Source organism: Caballeronia sp. LZ003, assembly GCF_031451465.1.
In the GTDB taxonomy this organism is placed as follows: domain Bacteria; phylum Pseudomonadota; class Gammaproteobacteria; order Burkholderiales; family Burkholderiaceae; genus Caballeronia.
Window position 1 is genome coordinate 19986 of record NZ_JARUXJ010000002.1, and the last position, 18302, is coordinate 38287.

The window sequence follows — 18302 nt, forward strand, 5'->3', positions numbered from 1 at the left end:
GACGCAGCGCCTTCGGCCAGCAGCAGAGCCCATCATCAATGCATGGTGGCGTCGCGCAGCACCGGCGCTGCGTTCCCCCGGCCGCGGCCTTGGACATACGCAGCGACGATGGCGATTGCAATCGGCACCGTCAAAAAGAGGAACAACTGCCCGAAGTTCCACTTGAAGCTCAGAAGCACCGCACCGACCGACGCACCGGAGATGGCACCGAAGCGGCCGATGCCCGTCATCCAGCTCGTGCCTGTCGCTCGAATCTCCGTTGGGTAGTAGCTCGCGGCCATCGCCGTCCAGCCGGTGTTCGTGGAGTTCGTGCAATAACCGAGCAGAAACACGAGCGTGATGAGACCGGCTAGCCCGACGTTCATCTGCGACACCGCCACCGTGAAGACGAGCGCCCCGGATAGGGTCGCGATCATGACCTTGCGCGAATTGAAGCGATCCATCTCCCAGCCGATGACGATGTTCCCGAGCGTGCCGCCCACTTGCATCATCGCGCCGACGAGCGCCGCGTCAGCCAGCGAGAAGTTGTTGTCCTTGACGATAATCGGCAGCCAGCTGTTCAGGAAGTAGACCGTCATCAAGTTCATGAAGAGCCCGACCCAGAGCGCGAGCGTGACCGTGGTATGCGGTTTCGACACGATGAGGCGAATCACGCCCTTGCCGGCGTGTTCGCGTTCGGGCGTCACGAAGCCGGTCGAACCGTTTACCGTGCCGGGCTGAATTTCGTTGATGATCTTCGCAAGCGCCGTGCGTCCCTCGTGCTTCAGAGCTAAAAACTTCGCGGATTCCGGCAAAACGAAGAACAGCAGAACCGCGAAGAGAAGCGGCACGATGCCGCCGACGACCAGTATGGAATGCCAGCCGTGAGTCGGCACGAGATAGCTCGAGAGGAAGCCGCCGCCCGCCGCGCCAAGCGTGAAGCCGCAATAGATGACCGTCACCATGACCGAACGATGCTTCTCCGGCGCATATTCGGAAGCAAGCGTCGCGGCGTTCGGCTGCGATGCGCCGAGGCCGAGTCCAGTCAGAAAACGCATCACCGAAAGCACTTCGATGTTCGGCGACCAGGCCGAGGCGAGACTCATCACGCCGAAGAAGATGACCGCGGCGATGATGACCTTGCGACGGCCGAAGCGGTCGGCCAACGGACCTCCCGTCAGCGCGCCGATCGCGAGGCCGAATAGTCCCATGCTCAACACTGGCCCGAGCGCGGCCCGGCTGATCTTCCAGTCGGCGATGAGCGCGGGTGCGATGAATCCCATCGCGACCACATCGAAGCCATCGAGAATCAGGACGACGAGGCCCAGCAAAAGGATCTTCCAATGAAAGCCGCTGAATGGCCTCGTATCCAGGAACTGCTGGACGTTCAATTGCTTTACCGCACTGCTCATCGCTGTCTCCTAGTGTCGTGATTGTTGCGACGCTGCCTCAAGCAGACGACGCATGTATTCGATGCAGTCGACGATGGCCTTCTCATCGTCCTCATGAAACGCGAATGAGCGCATGTCGAGGCTGCGTCTTTATCGAAGCGATCCTCTCTGTTTAAAGTTTCAGCAATTGGAAGTCAACGATTTTTATCCATGAGTTCTTGTATGGAAACAAACGAGGGTTTTTCCCGAAGTGCCTGCTGTCTAATTGGTTCGCGCTTCACGTGCTTTTTTTCCGAAGAAAAGACACCAAATCTCATGGGAAGCAAGTTAGACTGCTTGTTCCTTTAAGGAAACGCGTTCACAATTGAGTTCATTCCAACTTCGGCTTGAGGAAGGCATGAGAAAACTCGCACGATCCTTTGGAGGCAGCACCTTCTCATTCATGTGGGAAGAGACGGCGCTTGGCGCCATGCGAAAGATGCAGGAGATCGGCCTGAACGACTTCGATGCGTTGGTCGTACCCGGTCATCTTTGGCCGGATGAACTATCCGCTGCCGATAGATCGAGTCTTGCCGGTACGCTTCGAAGCGAAGGCCTTCGGATCGAATCTTTGAACCTGCCTGCGCTCGATCTGAATCTGGTAAGCCGGGTCGAGCCGTTCAGGCAATACTCCGTCGATCTCTACATCGACACGATGCAACTCGCTTCGGACTTGGGCTGCGGGGCAATCGTCGTCGTGCCGGGCAGGGTGTCTTCGCTCTTTCCTCCGCCGAAAAAGGACACCGAGCTTCTGCTGCGCGATAGCCTGGAGCAGCTTCTGCGCGTGGCGGAACGTCTCGATCAAAAGCTTTACGTCGAGCTTCATCCGCAAACGCCTATTCCCACGACCGCCGCGATGCTCGCCTTTTTCGATGCTCTGCCGCACGAGAGGCTGCTGATCGCCTATGACGTGTCCAACGCCGAGTTCGTCGGAGAAGATCAGGCCGATGCAGTCAGGCAATGCGCGGCACGCCTTGGCCAGTTGCACTTGTCCGACGGCACACGCAGTCAATGGCGCCACGACCGCGTGGGTTTGGGCTCGGTGCGCTTCGACGAGATCCTCAAGGCTCTGAACGACGTGGACTTCTCCGGTGTCCCGGTTCTGGAGATCATCTCTTCGACGCCACTGGACGATCTGCGTGCGTCCGCGCAGAGCCTGAGCGGTAGGCAGGAGCCTCACCATGACCGATGACAACACGTCGCTGCGCTCCCATCGCCTGCATGATGCTCGGCTGGCCTACCGGCGTAGCGGAACACCCGACGGCAGGCCGACGCTGCTCTTGCTGCACGGATGGCCGCAAACCTCATGGGCATGGCGGCGCGTCATGCCGCTGTTGAGCCGTGACTTCGATGTCATCGCGCCGGATCTTCCGGGCTTCGGCGATTCCTCGAAGCCCGAGTCCGGTTTCGACAAAAAGACCATCGCTCGCAGATTGCATGATCTGGTCGAAGCGCTCGGCGTGAGGCAAGTGGCTATCGTCGGGCACGATCTCGGCGGGCATGTGGCCTATGCATATGCCGCCCAGTGGCCGGATGCGGTCAGTCACTTCGTCTTCGTCGAGAGCAGTCTTCCGGCATTCGGGCAAGAAGAGGCCATGGACGTTTCGCGCGGCGGTAGCTGGCATTTTGGCTTCAACATGGCCGGGGATATTTCAGAGTCGCTCGTGAGCGGCCGCGAGTTCCTGTTCGTCGATCACTTCGTGCATCGGGAGACGGTCGGCGTGTTCGATGCCGACTCGATCAGCCGCGACGACATTGAAGTCTATGCGCGCGCATTGGCGCGACCCGGCGCTTTGCGCTGTTCCTTCAGCTATTACCGCACGCTACCGCTCGATAGAAAGGACAACGCGGTCTTCGGACGCTCGCCGCTTCAGACGCCGTGCCTCGCCATCGGCGCGCAATGGGGATACGGACCGGCATCGGCCAATACGTTGCGTCGCGTGGCATCGAACGTGACGGAGAGGCTTATCGACGATTGCGGTCATTACGTGCCGGAAGAAAGACCTGCGGAATTCGCCGATGCCGTGCGGCAGTTCGTTCTTCAAAGATAGCGCACTGTCCGTTGCGCGCCTATCGATGGATTGGATAAGGCTTATCAAGCGGGCTTTATGGACACCACTTCATTATCTGCCGATACTCGACTCAAGGTTACGATGACGTCGAATCTTCGAGAAAGAGATCTGCCACGACGGAACGCAGCCATCGATGCCCCGCGTCGTGATGGTTACGCGAATGCCAATGCTGTTTCACCACATAAGCCGAAAGATCGAACGGCAACGCGAACGATCGAATCGATTTTTCCTTGAGCATGAGTACGGCAAGTCGTGATGGGATCATCGCGACGAGATCGGTGCGAGCCGCAATTTCAGCAACGCCGAGGTAACTGGGTACTTCGAGCATGACCCTTCGCGTGAGACGCATCTCGCGCAAGACACGGTTGAGAATAGAGTGACCCGTGCCCGATGGCGTAACCGCGATGTGTCCTTCCGCCAGGAACTCGGCGACACTCGGCCGGCTGCTAAGTCTTGGATGATCCGCGGCGATGATGCCGATATACGTTTCTTCCATCAGCCTCTGTTGATAGAAGCCTTCGTTGAGTTGAGGCATGTAGCCGATAGCAAGTTCGACTTCGCCAGTCTGCATCAAGCCAGCCGTTTCGTCGGCGATATGACTTATCGTCAGTTTGACCTCGGGCGCAATCGAACGCAGCCGGTTGAGCCAGCGAGGCAGCAACACGTTCTGTGCAACGTCGGTCAATGCCACATGAAAGTCGCGATTGGCCAGTGCGGGGTCGAATTGGGTCTGGTACTTCGAGACGACCTCGAACGACGCAAGCAGGTCGAGCACTCGTCCGTAGAGGTCGGTGGCAAATGGCGTGGGTTCCATCCCATGAGGGAAACGCACGAAGAGTGGATCGCGATAGTGCTCGCGCAGCTTTGAAAGATTGAACGAGATGGTCGGTTGCGAGAGACCGAGGTTGACTGCCGTCTGCGAGACGCTGCCCGTCTTGTAGGTCTCCGCGAAGACGGTGAGCAGTTTGACGTCGATGTCTGACATTGTCTTTATCCGATCGATAGGTTCGAAGCACCGGACGAGATTAGCATTCGAAGCCGATGGTCGACGAACAACATGAACCAGCCAGGGAGATTGCATGAAGCGTAACGCGCCAGTCGCGATGGTCACAGGCGGTCGAAGAGGCATCGGCCGAGGCATTGTCTGGCATCTCGCGGATGCCGGATTCGACATCGTCATCAACGATCTGTGCGATGACGACGCCATGCGGGAAACCATCGCGGGAGTCGAAGCAAGAGGCCGCAAATGGGCGATGGCGCTAGGCGATATCGCCGAGCTGAACGAGCAGGACGACCTCGCTGAGCGCGCGTGGTCCGCGTTCGGACGCATCGACACGCTCGTCAATAATGCTGGCGTGTCCGTGCTTTCGCGCGGTGACCTGCTCGATGTCTCGGTCGAAAGCTACGATCGCAATCTCGACATCAACCTGCGCGGTCCCTTCTTTCTGACGCAGCGGATTGCGCGTCGAATGCTGAATGAGCCTGATTCGAGTTTGTATCGATCCATCGTGTGCATTTCATCAACGAGCGCGGAAACCGTCAGCATCAACCGTGGCGAATATTGCATCTCCAAGGCGGGCGTCTCGATGATGGTCAAGCTCTTCGCCACGCGTCTTGCCGAGCATGGCATCGCGGTTCACGAGATTCGTCCCGGCATCATTCGCACCGACATGACGTCGGTTTCGGCGGCCAGTTTCGACGAACGCATACGTGATGGACTTACGCCGATTCGCCGATGGGGCACGCCCGACGACATCGGACGCGCGGTCGCGACGCTTGCCATCGGAACGTTCGCCTTCTCGACGGGAAGTGCCTTCGAGCTCGACGCCGGGATGCATATGAATCGCTTGTAGACCAGCGTGCATCGACATCACTCGCGATTAAACACATTCCCAGGAGCGCGCAGATGAAGCAAACCATCGTGTTGATACACGGCGCATGGCATTGGGGCGGTTGTTTTCAGAAGCTGGCCACGTTGCTTGCAGCGCGCGGACACTGCGTCATCCACCCGGACTTGAAATCGCACGGATTCGATCCCGCAACGTACGATCAAGTCGAAGACATGGCCGACTACACGGCGTCCGTTGCCGCGTTGCTCGAAAGCGCGCACGAGCCTTTCGTGTTGCTCGGACATAGCATGGGGGGCGTGTCGCTCACTTATCTTGCCGAGAAATATCCGGAGAAGATCAGCAAGCTCATTTACCTTGCCGCGTTCATGACGCCGCCGGGTAAATCGGCGAACGATTACCTTCTATCTGAAGGCTATACGAACGATCCTTCGGTCGAAGCGCTCTTCGAGATTGTGAATGCAACGCCTGATGGCAAGGGCGTCGCGTTGAACGTCGATGACGTCCGTAGAGTGCGGTCGTCGTTCTATGGTGATTGCAGCGATCGGGACGTGGCCGTGGCCGCGGCCAACGTTGCCCGCATCAATGCCACGGCGCCTTACGCTGCGCGGATCGACACGACGAAGGAGCGTTATGGATCGATTCCGCGAGTCTTCATCGAATGTACGAATGACCTCGCTCTTCCAATCGCGCAACAACGGCTGATGCAAGCCGACGTGCCGGGCGCCGAGGTCGTGACCATCGAGACGAGCCACTCACCATTCTTCTCGCAACCCGCGCAGCTTGCGGAAATCATCGGCGCGGCGATTGGCTAAGGCTTAAGCGTTCGCTTCTCAATTGATGCAATCACTCGATCCGGAGTATGCAGATGTTTTCAGAAGGACAATTCTCCCCAGACGTTCTCCCCGACGGATTCCGGCATGACGCAGACATTGTCGGAGACGTGAAACTGCATTACGTGACCGGCGGAAGGCCCGTTGGTACAGCGCCAATCATGCTTCTGATCCATGGCTTCCCGCAGAACTGGTGGGAATGGAGCCGCGTGCTCCTGCCGCTCGGCGAAGACTTTACTTTGATCGTCCCTGATCTTCGAGGCGTGGGCTTCTCGGACAAGACGGAAGCGGGCTACACGAAAAAGCAACTCGCGGCAGACCTCTTCGGTCTGGTGAGGAAGTTCGGCGACGAGCCGCCCCATGTCGTCGGTCACGATATCGGCGCGATGGTCGCTTACGCCTTCGCATGGCAGTTTCCCGTGCGTTCGCTCACCGTGCTCGACGCGTCCATTCCGGGCATCGGCGATTGGGATGAGATCGCATCGAGCCCTTTGCTCTTTCACTTCTCGTTTCATCAGAAGCCGTTCCTGCCGGAAGCCCTGATTTGCGGTGGCCGTGAGCGTGTTTATATCAGCGCATTCATTAACGATCGAACCGATAACCCCGCTGCCATATCGGCACGCGACATGGACGAATATGTGCGTGCCTATATGCATCCCGGCGCGTTCCGGGCGGCGATGGAGATGTATCGGCAATTCCCTCAGGATGTCATAGATAACCGCGCGGCGGCGCGGTTGCCGGCAAGCGTCCCGGTTCTCGCGTTGGGCGGCGAGAAGCGTTGGGGCCCGCACATGGTCAGCCGAATGAGCGCCGTCGCCGACAACGTGCGCGGCGGTTCGCTGCCCAAGTGCGGACATTTTCTCGCCGAGGAACAACCCGAATTGCTCGTCGCGGCGCTGAGAGAATTTTGCGAGCACTGACGAGCGCTGCGCGCTCGCAGCCGCTGAGCGAGTAGCGCCATCGCGCTAGCTCATTGCGCACTCATTCCCGAGCGCGTGAGACCTGCAACGCTTTTCCCCGGCAGCGAGGACGGAAACTTTGCCATGTCGGCATCGGCTGGCTGAACCGATCCTTGCGCCTCGCTGCCATTCGCTCGCGACGCCTTCCACTCGGCCAGCTTCTTCAAGCAATCTTTCGCAAGGAAAGCGACTCGTCCCCACGGGGAGAGCGCGAGTTCGAAACTCGTGTTGTGAAGAACGTTGCCGCGACTCCAGTAAGCCTTGAAGGGTTCCGATCCGACGCCGAAATCGAGATCCAACTGGTTTTCCCATGTCCACTTGACGCAGCGCTCCATCATGATGGCGCCGGGCGAGAACTTGGCGAAGCTCGGATCGAAACCCGCGATCAGACCACTTGCGCAAGTCAGCGCCAGTCCGACCATGTTGGCGCACACCGGTGCATTGTCGAGGGTCATCACGAACATCAATGCCAGCGACTTCCCACGGCTTCCATCGAGCAGATCGACCAGATAGTCGCGGTATCCCTCCGAATGCAGCCACGGGCCGTCCTTGCCGTTTCGTTCGGCCCATTGCCGCTTTTGCGCGAGCATCCAATCGACCCATTTGCGATGCTCGCTCACATCCCGAGCGTCGAGCACCTTGATTTCGAGCGCACCCTCTTTCATGAAGCGGCGCTCCAGCGCGCCGGGCTTTTTCTTCGACAACGTAGAAAGCGTTTTGCAATACGCCGTCCAGTCGGGTTCCTGGCGCAGGAGCGCCAGGGCCGAGATGTCCTGTCTGGCTACGACGAGACCGCCGTGCCCCGACGCAAGACGGTCGAGCCGCGTGGCTTTGCTTACGTAGGGAATCGAGAACAGATCGATGCGGCTTCCCTTGCTGGCGGCCTGCCACGCAGCTTCGATAGCCGCTTCCGATCCGGTCGATGCGAGGATGCTCGTATGGTCGGCCGTTCCCGATGCCAGCGGCTCGAGGATCGTCCAGAGCGAGCGTCGGCGGCGCACCAGAGGCCAGACGAGCATGAGTTCTCCGCGCTCCCGATATACGATGCAATGCAAGCTACCGCCACGCGGCTTGGCTACTCGCGTCCAGCAGAGCCAGCAAACGTCGAATGACTGGTAATGATGTCCGCCTATACGGGACCATAGCGAGCTCCATTCGTCGCGGAGTGCAAGAAAGTTTTCCGGATCGCTGATGATGCTGATGCCAGTCTGCTGGCGTGTTGCATTGCCGTTCAGTCGCTGCATAACGTTGGCCGATTTGTTATTTTGGATTTACCGCTGCCATGTGCTTCCTTGCGGAAAACACAGACCCCGTTCTCTATGAAATGCTCGAGCGCACCCCTGGCGTTCAGTCAAACCGTCGAGACGAACCAGTCCGATTTTCTCGGGCGAATCAGACGGCGGCCTGCCTTGGCCATCGACCAGACGGGACTATGCCGCTCGATCACGATGCGCGGCTTGAGCACGGGTTTGAACCCGCTAAGAAAGCGGAACGTGCTTGCGTTGGGAATGCCGTCGAAGTCGAAGGTCAACTGTCGTTTCATGGCGTCTTCGATAGCCTGCCAGACGAGCACGCTGATCGCACCGCCATGAGCATCCCGCGTGCGCGAAGACAGCATGTAATACGCGGCATGATTGTCGAAGGTGACGCCTATCGCGGCGACGAGCGCGCCGGTCGCGTCGAAGGCGCCAAGCAGATATCCCGCGCCGCGCTCGACGAATGCATCGACGAGCCGTTGCATCACGCTCGATCCATAGACATTCGAACGACTGCGTGCTTCGAGGTTGCTTTCGTAGAACCGGTTGAATTGCGCAGGTTCGAGTGGCTTCACGGTCACGAACTTCTGACCGGTACGAATCATATTGCGAGTCTTGTAATGCAGACCTTTCCAGAGTTCCTCGATGGAGCGATCGGCGGAGAACTGCAGCGTGTATCGCGTCGACACGGTAAAGCCATTCAGGCCGAACGCAAGGGCATCTTCCACGCGCGGGTCGAAGATCTGATAGAAGCTGTGGACGTCGGGAATCTGCCCGATCAGTTCTTCCGTGATGCTGATGCGATCCAGCATCGCGCGCGTCTTATCGGCTTCATTGATCTTGAAAGCCGGTCCGAGCGTCCGTGTGAGCGGTGGCATTTGCGAGGTGCGCCAGAGTCCTTTGCGGCTTAGCGAGTACGGCATCTCGCCGACAATTTCGTCGCCGCGCCGAACTTTGGCTGACCGCCAATTGCCATCGGTTGCAATATCGAGCCACCACGGTTCATGAAAGACTGATCGAGGAGCGATGGCGGCGCTTTCTGATTTCGCTTTTCTTTCTGGCAAAGCGGACGGCTTGGAGCTTTGTCGATCTTTACCTGCCAATCCACGGAGTGTCGATTCGTTAATGGACTTATCTGGCGCAGAAAGTCTTGTCTCGTCCGCGTTGGGAGGCTTGGCAAGAATTGACGATTGCATTTGGTCAGAATGAGTTCTTTTAGTTTAGTGACGTGTCATGAAACAGCGACACCCCCGGTGAAATCTTTATACGCGCACGTACACTCACAGTCGGTGGACCGCGGGAATGCTCGCTTTGTTTTATTGAATCTCGACGCGCGTAGTGGACCGAATCCGCAATACGGCATTCGTCCAATCGGCTCCGCGCTAAATAGATGCTTACGGAATATTACGCGTGCGGGTTCAGGACTCTGTGCGCGACCAAACAATGCACGTCAGGAAAGCTCGGACAATTGCGTTGTCATGGCATGCAAGCTAGCAGGTCAGGGACCACGGCGCTGCTGCGAGCGTCGTTGGCGGTGCGCTGGTTTGGCATGCCGCGTTCGCTGCGACAATCGACGGCCGATGAGGAGTTTCACACCATCGCTAAGAGCAGCGTTGCGCTCTCGATCCATCGCTGGCCTGTCGCCCATCACCTCTTGGTGAACGTTACAACCAGTCGACTAAACGAAACCGACCTGTCGACCCGGACGCTGCCTCCAGACGCGCCACTGAACCGCTGAATCAAGCGCATTCCGAGACCGGTCCCGCTAGGCGTAGGAAAATTCTCCGGAAAGCCGTTGCCTTCATCCTCGACCACTAACGTCAGATTACCCGTCTCGTCCGTCAGGCCCACATGAATATGCCCACGACCGTACTTCAACGCGTTCATCGTCATTTCAGCCACGACGAGTCCCAATGTGGTCATCTGCGTCTCGCTCAACGAGACGCCTCTCGCATCGACCGAGATCGATCTGCCTGGGTCTAATTCGGCTATGTGATCGACCACGCCGCTTAAATAATCCTGCGCATCGGTTTTCAAGGCGTTATCCGTCGAATACAAACGCTCATGTACCGATCCAATGCAATCCACTCGCGTGGCCGCTGCCTGGAGCTGATGCTTGACGGTTGCGTCTGCTGCCAAACTTGCCTGCAGCGAGAGAAGAGTCTGCACCAACTGGAGACTATTGCGGACGCGATGATGCACTTCCTTGATTGCCAGAGCCGAGTCTTCCAGCCTGGCTTCCTGCGATGAGACCATCTTGACGAGCGCGTCTTCATGCGAGCGCCATTCCGTGATGTTCCGCAGCACCATCAACGCGCCGGTAATGGCGCCGTGCTCATTGAGCACGGGGGAAATGGATACATCCCACGACTGCTCGTCGCCGATGATGGCAGACGCGCTGCGCCCATCGACGCGCGTGGACTTCCCTGCAATGGCTGCGCGAACGGCCTGTGCAATGCGTGCTTGATCGTCGTCGTGCCATAACGCGGTGTGAGCAGCCCCGACGAGGTTGGAGCCTTCCTCGAATGCAAATGCGGATTGGCAGGCTTCGTTGGCAAATTCGATTTTTCCGTCCGTCGTCACCAGCAACACGCAGTCGGAACTCGCACCCACGAGTTGAGGTGAAAAGCGTTGTGCCGCGCCGAGTCCGTCCTCGGCCAGGCTCTGTTCCCGGCAGAAGGAAATGATGTTGGCGATAGCCGAAATGAACACCGCGTCGACATCGGCAAAAGCATGGCTATGCGTGCTATCCACCTCGAGAATGCCGAACGGCTCTCCCATACCTTGAATCGGGACATTGATCGCGCTTTTGAGTCCATGCCGGGCCATGATTGGAGGAACGTTGAATCGCTTGTCCACGTCGATGTCGCCGCTTACGACGATGCGGCGCGTGAGGAACGCCGCCCCAGCAGGATTACTCGCTTCCGCTTCCACTGGAATGAGCCAATCCTCGTCGTCCCATCCAATACCCGCCGTCATGATGAGCGTGTGATTTGAGGCGACGTAGCGCAGCACTTTTGTATGCTTCGCATTCATTCCCTCGGACAGGACCCGGCATGCCTCGTCGAGAACCTTAGGGAAGTGAAGCAACCCGAAAGCCGTGGCGCCAAACGCAACTGCCAGCTCCTGTTGCTTGCGCAGACGTTGTGCAACCAGCTTCGACGATACCGACGCCGGCGTTCGCTGCGAATTCGGGGCCATGTCATTCCTCGACGAGATCAGTCTGCTCGAACAGTCTTATTGAAGGCGGTATACCGGACGCTATCGCGGCAGTGTGTATTCTGGGGTCAAACCTCGATCTCCTGAATAACTTTTCGATCGACGGCCCGGACGCGTCCCGAACGAGTGGCTTGGTGATTGTCAGTGAAAGCGACCGTCATGCGCAACCTCAAGGCGAATGAATGCCGCTTTTTTAGCGGCGCACCAAGCAAATCGGAGTGGATAGCAGTTGTGACGCATGCTCAGGCATCCATCGTGCGCAGCGTTAGGGAAGACCCCTGGCAAGCGTGAGCCTTTGGGGTTGGACCTAAGGATGCCGAACATCTAGCATCCGGGAAAACGGCTTAACTCACACTTCGACGCTAGTCAACATCGGCAAACTGCAAGCGCCCGCCCGCGTGCGCGGGTCATGTCGGATCTCGACAGGGAGGAAAGAGAGGCGCAGCCCGTCGCGCGTTCGCATCTCCAAGTAGCTTTTCAGTCAACCGGCATGCTTCAGGAATAAACGATGAAAACGGCCTTTATCTTCGATCTCGATGGAACGCTCGTCGACAGCGTCTACCAACACGTCTCCGCCTGGACCGAAGCGCTTGCGAGCGAGGGCCTTGCGCTGCCTGGATCGAGAATCCATCGAAAAATCGGGATGAGTAGCGAACTGTTCGCAGCGCAGATTTTTCGGGAGATCGCTGGCGAAACGTCGGCGGACTGCATTGATCGCGTAAAGCGTCGGCAGGGCGAACTGTTGAAGGAACTGTCACCGCAGATCTTGCCTCTGCCGGGTGCGCAGGCGTTGCTTGCAGCCTTGACCAAGGCCGATATACCGTGGGCCATCGCAACCAGCGGAAGCCCGGAAGCAACTGCGGCAAACCTCGAAAAGCTGGGCATCGATGCCAAAACGGCCGTAGTTGCAACCAGCAGCGAAGTCGAGCATGGCAAGCCGGAGCCGGACGTGTTCATGGCCGCAGCCAAGCAGCTAGGTGTTGCAATCGAATACAGCTATGTCGTCGGAGACAGCACTTGGGACTTGCTTGGCGCGCGCCGTTGCCATGCCTACGGAATAGGGCTGCAGTCGGGCGGTGTGGGCGAGGCCGAACTGCAGCGGGCAGGGGCCTTGCACGTATTCGTCGACCCCGCCGATATGCTGGCTCACATGAGCGAGCTTGCAACCCATCCAGATAAGTGAACGAAGCCAGGCGGAAACAGGCTAACGGTCGCGTCCATGCCCTGTCGCACCATGCGCCGGCACGTGCGACCGTGCTTTTCCCCGAGGACTCAGCGCGTATGACGAGTCGTTTCGAAGAGAAACCACACCCGTTCTTCGGTCTGATCGATCCAGTTCTCGAGCAGGCTCGCCGTTGCCACGTCATCCTTGTCGTCGCAAAGTTCGTGGAGTTCACGCATGAATTTGATCAGCAGTTCGTTATCTTGGCGCAATTCATCCAGCATCGCTTCGGGCGCGACGAACGTCTCATCGTTGTCACCTAGTCGTTTGAGCGAGGCGATTTGCCCAATCGAGCGCAAGGTCGTTCCGCCCAGCTTACGAGCGCGTTCTCCGACCGGATCGATCATTGCGAAGACCAAGGCGGCTTGATCGTCGAGCAAAAGGTGATAATCGCGAAAGTGCGGGCCGCTCACATGCCAATGGAAGTTCTTCGTTTTGACGAACAAGGAGAAGACGTCCGCGAGAAGTTGGGTCAATCCTGCGGATACCTCCGTGCGGGCGTCGTTGCCGAGGTCGGTCGGGGTGGTCAGGTTCTTTTCGCCAGCGCGATTCGAGTCCGTCGTTGCCATCTTTAACTCCAGGGAAGTGTTTAGTGTCGTCTTGCAGGAGCCATGGCGCAAACGACGTACCCAACCGGCTGCCAATCTCCCGAACATAAGAAGCGTGGCGACTCGATTTCGAGGAGTCGGCATGGAACGCGTATGCCGTGAGACGGTTAATCACCAAAATCAGAGCGGGCCATTGTCGCCGCTGCTTGAGGCGTTCAATCCAAAGAAGACGACGAGTTATTGATACCGTGTTCATCCGGCGCGACGAATATTCCGATTACATCATCAAGAAGTTAAAACGAGGTTGCATTAGCCACTTGAAGTACCGCCGCAGACGGAGTGCATTAGCCGCGCTTTTACGTCAGTATTAGAACCTCCGTAAATCACGCAGAAGTTCATGGACCGTCCCGCGCTGCTGCCTTCTCTGAATTCGATACGCGCTTTCGAAGCTACCGGACGTCTTCTGAGCGTCTCGAAAGCGGCGAACGAACTCGCCGTGACACCGGCGGCCGTCAGCCGGCAAGTAAAAGCGCTGGAAGGGTTTCTTGGCGTGGAAATGTTCGAGCGCGTCAGGGGCAGGCTCGAACTGACTTCGGCGGGCGCGCGCTATCTCGCCGAACTCATGCCGTTTTTCGAAGGACTGCGCCAGGCAACCGACAGTATCCGCGGGGCAGGGCGGCGCTCGCAGGTGCTCAAGATTCGATGCCCCGCGACGTTCGCGGTGCGCTGGCTCATACCGCGGCTCGCCAGTTTTCATCGCCAGCATGAGGACGTCGATGTCCAACTCACTACGTCGTCGGCACCGCTCAATTTCGAGCGTGAGGATATAGACGGCGGCATCCAGCTCGGCGCCGGCAAGTGGCCCGGTCTTTCCGCACAAAGGCTCATTCCCAATGAACTCGTGCCCGTCGCCGCGCCATCGCGCAAGACCCGCGCGCGCGGCAGGTTGCAGGGCGAGACGCTCCTGCATTCGCTCGCGCGCGCCGACGACTGGGCGCTGTGGATGAAGGCGGCGGGCTTCCCGCTCGATGGGCGCCGTCGCGAAATGCGCTATGAAACCTCACTGCTGGCGTATCAGGCCGCAATCGAAGGTCATGGCGTGGCAATCGCGCAAAAAGCGCTCGTCCGGGCCGAACTCGACAGCGGCCAGTTGGTCGCGCCATTTCGCTTCGAGCTCGACCGTGGCGCATACACCTATTACTTCGCGTGGGCCGCCACCCGCCGTCCTTCCGCAGCCTTGACGACCTTCCGCGACTGGTTGATCTCGCTCGTCCAGACTAGCGGCACCTCTTAACAAAAACTCAAAGCCTCGTTTCGAAAAAGTCGATTGTTCCGGTGATGGCGCGGCTCTAATCTGCGCCATGGTTCGACGCAACGTCGGACCCGGAGACAGGACCACGACAATGATTCGAGATAGCTTGAAAGGTGTGCGCGTCCTCGACTTTTCGCATGTGCTGGCGGGACCGGTCTGTTCGATGACGCTCGCCGACCTCGGCGCGCACGTCGTCAAGATCGAGCCGCCTGGCGGTGAAATCGGCAGGCAGATAGGGCCGCCGTGGCAGAACGGCGTGAGCCCGACGTTCATGAGCGTCAATCGCGGCAAGTTCAGCCTTGCCATCGATCTCAAGACCGACGCCGGGCGGCGGACCGTCGCGACCATGGCGCGCCGCGCGGACGTGCTCGTCGAGAATTTTCGGCCGGGCGTCATGGCGTCGCTGGGCCTCGACTACGAGGCGCTGCGCCCCGCCAATCCGAAACTCGTCTATTGCTCGATCTCGGCATTCGGTCAACGCGGCGAGAACACGAAGCGGCCCGGCGTCGATGGCGTGATACAGGCCGTGAGCGGACTCATGAGCACGCTCGGGACGGCGCACGGCGATCCGCTGAAAGTGCCGGTGCCGGTAGCCGACATGATGGGCGGCTATCTCGCCACGATCGCCGTGCTGGGCGCGTTGCATACGGCGCGCTTGAACGGAACGGGGCAACACCTGGACGTGAGCCTCTACAACGCAACGCTGATGCTGCAGCAGATCAGCTTCGCGGCGTTCTTTGCATCGGGAGCGGACCCGGAGAAAGTCGGCAGCGCGGCGCCGTATGCGTGCCCAAACGAAGCCTTCCGCACCCGCGACGGATGGATGATGGTCGTGGCCTACCATCCCGGCCGCTGGAGTGCGTTGTGCGAGTTGCTCGATGCGCCCGGCCTCGAAGCGGATACGCGTTTCGCCACCAACGACGCCCGCGTGCGTCACCGTGCCGAACTTCACACGATTCTGGACGCGCATTTCGCCCGGCGGAGCACGGGCGAGTGGATCGACCTGCTTTCGGCTAGAGATATTCTCTGCGCGCCCGTCACCACGTATCGCGAGGTCATCGAGACGACGGAGTATCGCGAGAGCTGCATTGCCCGCACGGTCGAGCATCCGGTCGCGGGCCGTATGCAGACCCACGGCTTCGCGCTCGGGCCATCCGATTCAGCCCCGTCCGACGAGACGCCCGCCCCGACGACGGGTCAGCACACGCTCGACATGCTGGGGTTTTACGGCATCGAGGAAGAGGAAATCGCCGCGTTGCTGAACGCCGGCGTGATACGCGCGAGCGCGGCGCATGCCGGTACGACGTAGGCGCGCGGCGTCGGACAAGAACGCTTTTACCTCAGGAGACAGACCATGCAGGACATGGAACGCGGCGATGCGCCGCTCGTGCGCTACACAGTCGACGAAGGCGTGATGACCGTCACGCTCGATGGCGCCGCGAATGGCAACGCCCTCACGGTGGCAATGACCGAAGCGTTATCGGACGTGCTCGAAACCGTCGATCGCAGGGCCGATGTGCACTGCCTGCTGCTGCGATCGTCGTCGAGGCATTTCTGCACGGGCGGAAACGTCAAGGACATGCAGAGCGGCAAGGATCTAATGGACGGCGGCGTCGAGCAAGTGCGTGAACGCCTGCGTACGAGTCTGCACCGGATCACGCGCGCGCTCGGCGAAATGGAGGTGCCGTCGATCTGCGCGGTGAACGGCGCGGCGGTCGGCGCAGGCTGCGACCTGGCGCTGATGTGCGATATCCGGGTCGCCGGCGCGCGCGCGGTCTTCGCCGAGAGCTTCCTTCGACTCGGCCTGGTTTCCGGTATCGGCGGCGCGTGGTTTCTGTCACGCATCGTGGGACCTGCGAAGGCGCTCGAACTGACGCTGACCAGCGAATTCATCGATGCCGACGAGGCCAGGCGGCTCGGTATCGTCGCGAACGTCTATCCCGACGACATGCTGGATAGCGAAGCGCTCGCGCTTGCGCGGCGCATTGCCGGCAGTCCGCCGCTCGCGCTGCGTATGTCGAAGAAGCTGGTGCGCGAGTCGTCGCACTGTACGTTGCCCGCCGCGCTCGAATTGGCGGCGAACATGCAGGCCATCTTGCTGTGCGGGAACGAGCACAAGCAGGCGGTGTCGGCATTCATCGAGCAGCAGGCCCGACGAAAGGCGCCGCGCGGCGAAGGCGGCGCCGCCTGACATGACCAACTGGAGGAGACACACATGAACAAAGAATCAGGCAAGGTGCATGGTCGGCCCGGCATGTTGCGCATAATCGTGACGTCCAGTCTCGGAACGATGCTCGAGTATTACGACTTCTTCGTCTACGTCGCGCTGACGGCGACGCTCACGCATCTGTTCCTTCCTTCCACGGACAAGTCCGTCGCGGCGCTGGCCGGCGTTGCCACGTTCGGCATCGCGTATGTGGCCCGCCCGCTGGGCACCGTGATCTTCAGTCCGATGGCCGACCGCATTGGCCGCAAGAAGACCTTCGTCATCACGCTCGCGATCATGGGAATTGCCACCGTCGGCATCGGTTGTTTGCCTACCTATGCATCTGCTGGCATTGCCGCGCCCATCGCGCTGCTCACATTGCGCATCGTGCAGGGCGTCGCGCTCGGCGGCGAGTATGGTTCGGCTGTCGTGTACGTCATGGAGCATGCCCCGGAAGGCCGCAAGGGCATGGCGACCAGCGTGTTGCAGAGCACGGCGAGCATCGGTTTGCTACTTGCGCTCGTCGTCGTCTCGGCCCTGAAGCTTTCGCTCGATACGGCCAGCTTCGAATCGTGGGGATGGAGGGCGCCGTTTTTGATCTCCGCGCCGATCGTGGCCGTCGCCACGTGGATACGGCTCGGCATGACGGAGACGCCGGTATTCACGGAGATGCGCGACGCAGGCCGGCTGTCGAAGCGGCCCTTGCAGGAGACACTGTCGAGCAGAACGTCCTGGAAAGCCATTCTGGTGGCGATGTTCGGCGCGCAAGGCGGCACCTCGGTGTCGCTGTACACCTCGATCGTCTACATGCTTTATTTCTTGCAGAACGTCCTCAAAGTCGAACCGACACAGGCCAACGTGTGTCTCGGCGCCGGCATCTTGATCGCCGCGCCGCTCTATCCGGTGTTCGGCCGATTGTCGGATCTCGTCGGGCGCGCGCGCGTGATGCTGATCGGCATCGTCATGTGGATCGCGGCTGTCTATCCGGCGTTTGCGGGCATCAGGGCCAGCGCGGCGTCGTCGCAGTGGATCTCCGTCTCGCTGCTGATCGCCGTACTCGCCGTGCTGACCGCGATGATCATGGCGCCACTGCCTGCGTTCGTCGCCGAGTGTTTTCCTCCGCAGAGCCGCACGACCGGGTTCGGCCTTGCACAACAACTCGGCAACGTGGTGTTCGGCGGGTTTCTGCCTTTGATCAGCCTCGCGCTCGTCAATCTGACCGGCAACCCGCTTGCGGGCGTCGGCTATTCGATCGCTTCGCTCCTGCCCTGTCTCGCTGTGACATGGATCTGGGGCCTGAGGCAGGATGCGCGGATGAGAGCCGTGCGCGGCAACGACATGCCAGCGCATGCCAATGCGGAGACGCTGACCACGCGCTGAGCCGGACACGGCCGTGGCTCACATCGGCGCGGATTCGAA

Annotated in this window: 16 protein-coding genes; 10 read left to right on the forward strand and 6 right to left on the reverse strand. The window is 59.7% G+C overall.

The window, feature by feature from the left end; all coding sequences use genetic code 11:
* Window positions 1-35: 35 nt before the first annotated feature.
* Window positions 36-1391 carry an aromatic acid/H+ symport family MFS transporter gene (locus tag QCE79_RS14760; RefSeq protein ID WP_309845415.1) on the reverse strand — a complete coding sequence of 452 codons (1356 nt, stop codon included), beginning with the start codon at window positions 1389-1391 and terminating at the stop codon, window positions 36-38.
* Window positions 1392-1767: 376 nt separating this feature from the next.
* On the opposite strand from QCE79_RS14760, the gene QCE79_RS14765 reads away from it, so the two are divergent.
* The gene (locus QCE79_RS14765; RefSeq protein WP_309845416.1) at window positions 1768-2601 is read left to right on the forward strand and encodes a sugar phosphate isomerase/epimerase family protein; all 834 of its coding nucleotides are present in this window, start codon (window positions 1768-1770) and stop codon (window positions 2599-2601) included.
* On the forward strand, window positions 2591-3460 hold the full coding sequence (locus tag QCE79_RS14770) for an alpha/beta hydrolase (RefSeq protein ID WP_309845418.1): 870 nt from the start codon (window positions 2591-2593) through the stop codon (window positions 3458-3460). The genes QCE79_RS14765 and QCE79_RS14770 overlap by 11 nt, the downstream gene beginning before the upstream one ends.
* Window positions 3461-3557: 97 nt before the next feature.
* On the opposite strand, the gene QCE79_RS14775 is transcribed toward QCE79_RS14770, so the two are convergent.
* Complete coding sequence (locus tag QCE79_RS14775) at window positions 3558-4466, reverse strand: LysR family transcriptional regulator (RefSeq protein ID WP_250468233.1); 909 nt, start codon at window positions 4464-4466, stop codon at window positions 3558-3560.
* Between the two features lie 94 nt (window positions 4467-4560).
* On the opposite strand from QCE79_RS14775, the gene QCE79_RS14780 reads away from it, so the two are divergent.
* The 3 genes from QCE79_RS14780 to QCE79_RS14790 all read left to right on the forward strand — a co-directional run bounded on the left by QCE79_RS14780 (window position 4561) and on the right by QCE79_RS14790 (window position 7081).
* Window positions 4561-5334 (forward strand): 3-ketoacyl-ACP reductase, encoded by a 774-nt coding sequence (locus tag QCE79_RS14780; RefSeq protein WP_250468234.1) that lies wholly within the window; start codon window positions 4561-4563, stop codon window positions 5332-5334.
* Window positions 5335-5387: 53 nt separating this feature from the next.
* Window positions 5388-6143: an alpha/beta fold hydrolase gene (locus QCE79_RS14785; RefSeq protein WP_309845425.1), complete on the forward strand. Its 756-nt coding sequence runs from the start codon at window positions 5388-5390 to the stop codon at window positions 6141-6143.
* Window positions 6144-6322: 179 nt separating this feature from the next.
* Window positions 6323-7081 carry an alpha/beta hydrolase gene (locus tag QCE79_RS14790; protein ID WP_309845427.1) on the forward strand — a complete coding sequence of 253 codons (759 nt, stop codon included), beginning with the start codon at window positions 6323-6325 and terminating at the stop codon, window positions 7079-7081.
* A gap of 50 nt (window positions 7082-7131) precedes the next feature.
* Here QCE79_RS14790 and QCE79_RS14795 read toward each other — a convergent pair whose 3' ends face one another.
* The 3 genes from QCE79_RS14795 to QCE79_RS14805 form a co-directional block, all read right to left on the reverse strand.
* Complete coding sequence (locus tag QCE79_RS14795; protein ID WP_309845429.1) at window positions 7132-8139, reverse strand: GNAT family N-acetyltransferase; 1008 nt, start codon at window positions 8137-8139, stop codon at window positions 7132-7134.
* 332 nt (window positions 8140-8471) lie between these two features.
* Window positions 8472-9254 carry a GNAT family N-acetyltransferase gene (locus QCE79_RS14800; RefSeq protein ID WP_309845432.1) on the reverse strand — a complete coding sequence of 261 codons (783 nt, stop codon included), beginning with the start codon at window positions 9252-9254 and terminating at the stop codon, window positions 8472-8474.
* Between the two features lie 769 nt (window positions 9255-10023).
* Complete coding sequence (locus tag QCE79_RS14805) at window positions 10024-11577, reverse strand: histidine kinase dimerization/phosphoacceptor domain -containing protein (protein ID WP_309845435.1); 1554 nt, start codon at window positions 11575-11577, stop codon at window positions 10024-10026.
* Between the two features lie 526 nt (window positions 11578-12103).
* Between QCE79_RS14805 and QCE79_RS14810 the strand changes: the two genes are divergently transcribed.
* The gene (locus QCE79_RS14810) at window positions 12104-12778 is read left to right on the forward strand and encodes an HAD family hydrolase (protein WP_250494711.1); all 675 of its coding nucleotides are present in this window, start codon (window positions 12104-12106) and stop codon (window positions 12776-12778) included.
* Window positions 12779-12867: 89 nt separating this feature from the next.
* Here QCE79_RS14810 and QCE79_RS14815 read toward each other — a convergent pair whose 3' ends face one another.
* The gene (locus QCE79_RS14815; RefSeq protein ID WP_309846542.1) at window positions 12868-13386 is read right to left on the reverse strand and encodes a DNA starvation/stationary phase protection protein; all 519 of its coding nucleotides are present in this window, start codon (window positions 13384-13386) and stop codon (window positions 12868-12870) included.
* A 376-nt stretch (window positions 13387-13762) separates the two neighbouring features.
* On the opposite strand from QCE79_RS14815, the gene QCE79_RS14820 reads away from it, so the two are divergent.
* The 4 genes from QCE79_RS14820 to QCE79_RS14835 all read left to right on the forward strand — a co-directional run bounded on the left by QCE79_RS14820 (window position 13763) and on the right by QCE79_RS14835 (window position 18263).
* The gene (locus tag QCE79_RS14820) at window positions 13763-14659 is read left to right on the forward strand and encodes a LysR substrate-binding domain-containing protein (RefSeq protein WP_309845437.1); all 897 of its coding nucleotides are present in this window, start codon (window positions 13763-13765) and stop codon (window positions 14657-14659) included.
* A 109-nt stretch (window positions 14660-14768) separates the two neighbouring features.
* On the forward strand, window positions 14769-15986 hold the full coding sequence (locus QCE79_RS14825) for a CoA transferase (protein ID WP_309845440.1): 1218 nt from the start codon (window positions 14769-14771) through the stop codon (window positions 15984-15986).
* Between the two features lie 45 nt (window positions 15987-16031).
* Window positions 16032-16868, forward strand: coding sequence for an enoyl-CoA hydratase-related protein (locus QCE79_RS14830; RefSeq protein WP_250468243.1), 837 nt, complete (start codon window positions 16032-16034; stop codon window positions 16866-16868).
* A gap of 24 nt (window positions 16869-16892) precedes the next feature.
* Window positions 16893-18263 (forward strand): MFS transporter, encoded by a 1371-nt coding sequence (locus QCE79_RS14835; protein ID WP_309845443.1) that lies wholly within the window; start codon window positions 16893-16895, stop codon window positions 18261-18263.
* Window positions 18264-18302: the final 39 nt, after the last annotated feature.

What these genes read in the sequence shown, in the direction of transcription:
- QCE79_RS14795 (WP_309845429.1), bottom strand. Translation starts at nt 8,139, where the DNA reads ATGCTCGTCTGGCCTCTGGTGCGCCGCCGACGCTCGCTCTGGACGATC.
- QCE79_RS14835 (WP_309845443.1), top strand. Translation starts at nt 16,893, where the DNA reads ATGAACAAAGAATCAGGCAAGGTGCATGGTCGGCCCGGCATGTTGCGC.
- QCE79_RS14760 (WP_309845415.1), bottom strand. Translation starts at nt 1,391, where the DNA reads ATGAGCAGTGCGGTAAAGCAATTGAACGTCCAGCAGTTCCTGGATACG.
- QCE79_RS14810 (WP_250494711.1), top strand. Translation starts at nt 12,104, where the DNA reads ATGAAAACGGCCTTTATCTTCGATCTCGATGGAACGCTCGTCGACAGC.
- QCE79_RS14785 (WP_309845425.1), top strand. Translation starts at nt 5,388, where the DNA reads ATGAAGCAAACCATCGTGTTGATACACGGCGCATGGCATTGGGGCGGT.
- QCE79_RS14825 (WP_309845440.1), top strand. Translation starts at nt 14,769, where the DNA reads ATGATTCGAGATAGCTTGAAAGGTGTGCGCGTCCTCGACTTTTCGCAT.
- QCE79_RS14820 (WP_309845437.1), top strand. Translation starts at nt 13,763, where the DNA reads ATGGACCGTCCCGCGCTGCTGCCTTCTCTGAATTCGATACGCGCTTTC.
- QCE79_RS14830 (WP_250468243.1), top strand. Translation starts at nt 16,032, where the DNA reads ATGCAGGACATGGAACGCGGCGATGCGCCGCTCGTGCGCTACACAGTC.
- QCE79_RS14815 (WP_309846542.1), bottom strand. Translation starts at nt 13,386, where the DNA reads ATGGCAACGACGGACTCGAATCGCGCTGGCGAAAAGAACCTGACCACC.
- QCE79_RS14800 (WP_309845432.1), bottom strand. Translation starts at nt 9,254, where the DNA reads ATGCCACCGCTCACACGGACGCTCGGACCGGCTTTCAAGATCAATGAA.
- QCE79_RS14770 (WP_309845418.1), top strand. Translation starts at nt 2,591, where the DNA reads ATGACCGATGACAACACGTCGCTGCGCTCCCATCGCCTGCATGATGCT.
- QCE79_RS14765 (WP_309845416.1), top strand. Translation starts at nt 1,768, where the DNA reads ATGAGAAAACTCGCACGATCCTTTGGAGGCAGCACCTTCTCATTCATG.
- QCE79_RS14805 (WP_309845435.1), bottom strand. Translation starts at nt 11,577, where the DNA reads ATGGCCCCGAATTCGCAGCGAACGCCGGCGTCGGTATCGTCGAAGCTG.
- QCE79_RS14780 (WP_250468234.1), top strand. Translation starts at nt 4,561, where the DNA reads ATGAAGCGTAACGCGCCAGTCGCGATGGTCACAGGCGGTCGAAGAGGC.
- QCE79_RS14790 (WP_309845427.1), top strand. Translation starts at nt 6,323, where the DNA reads ATGCTTCTGATCCATGGCTTCCCGCAGAACTGGTGGGAATGGAGCCGC.
- QCE79_RS14775 (WP_250468233.1), bottom strand. Translation starts at nt 4,466, where the DNA reads ATGTCAGACATCGACGTCAAACTGCTCACCGTCTTCGCGGAGACCTAC.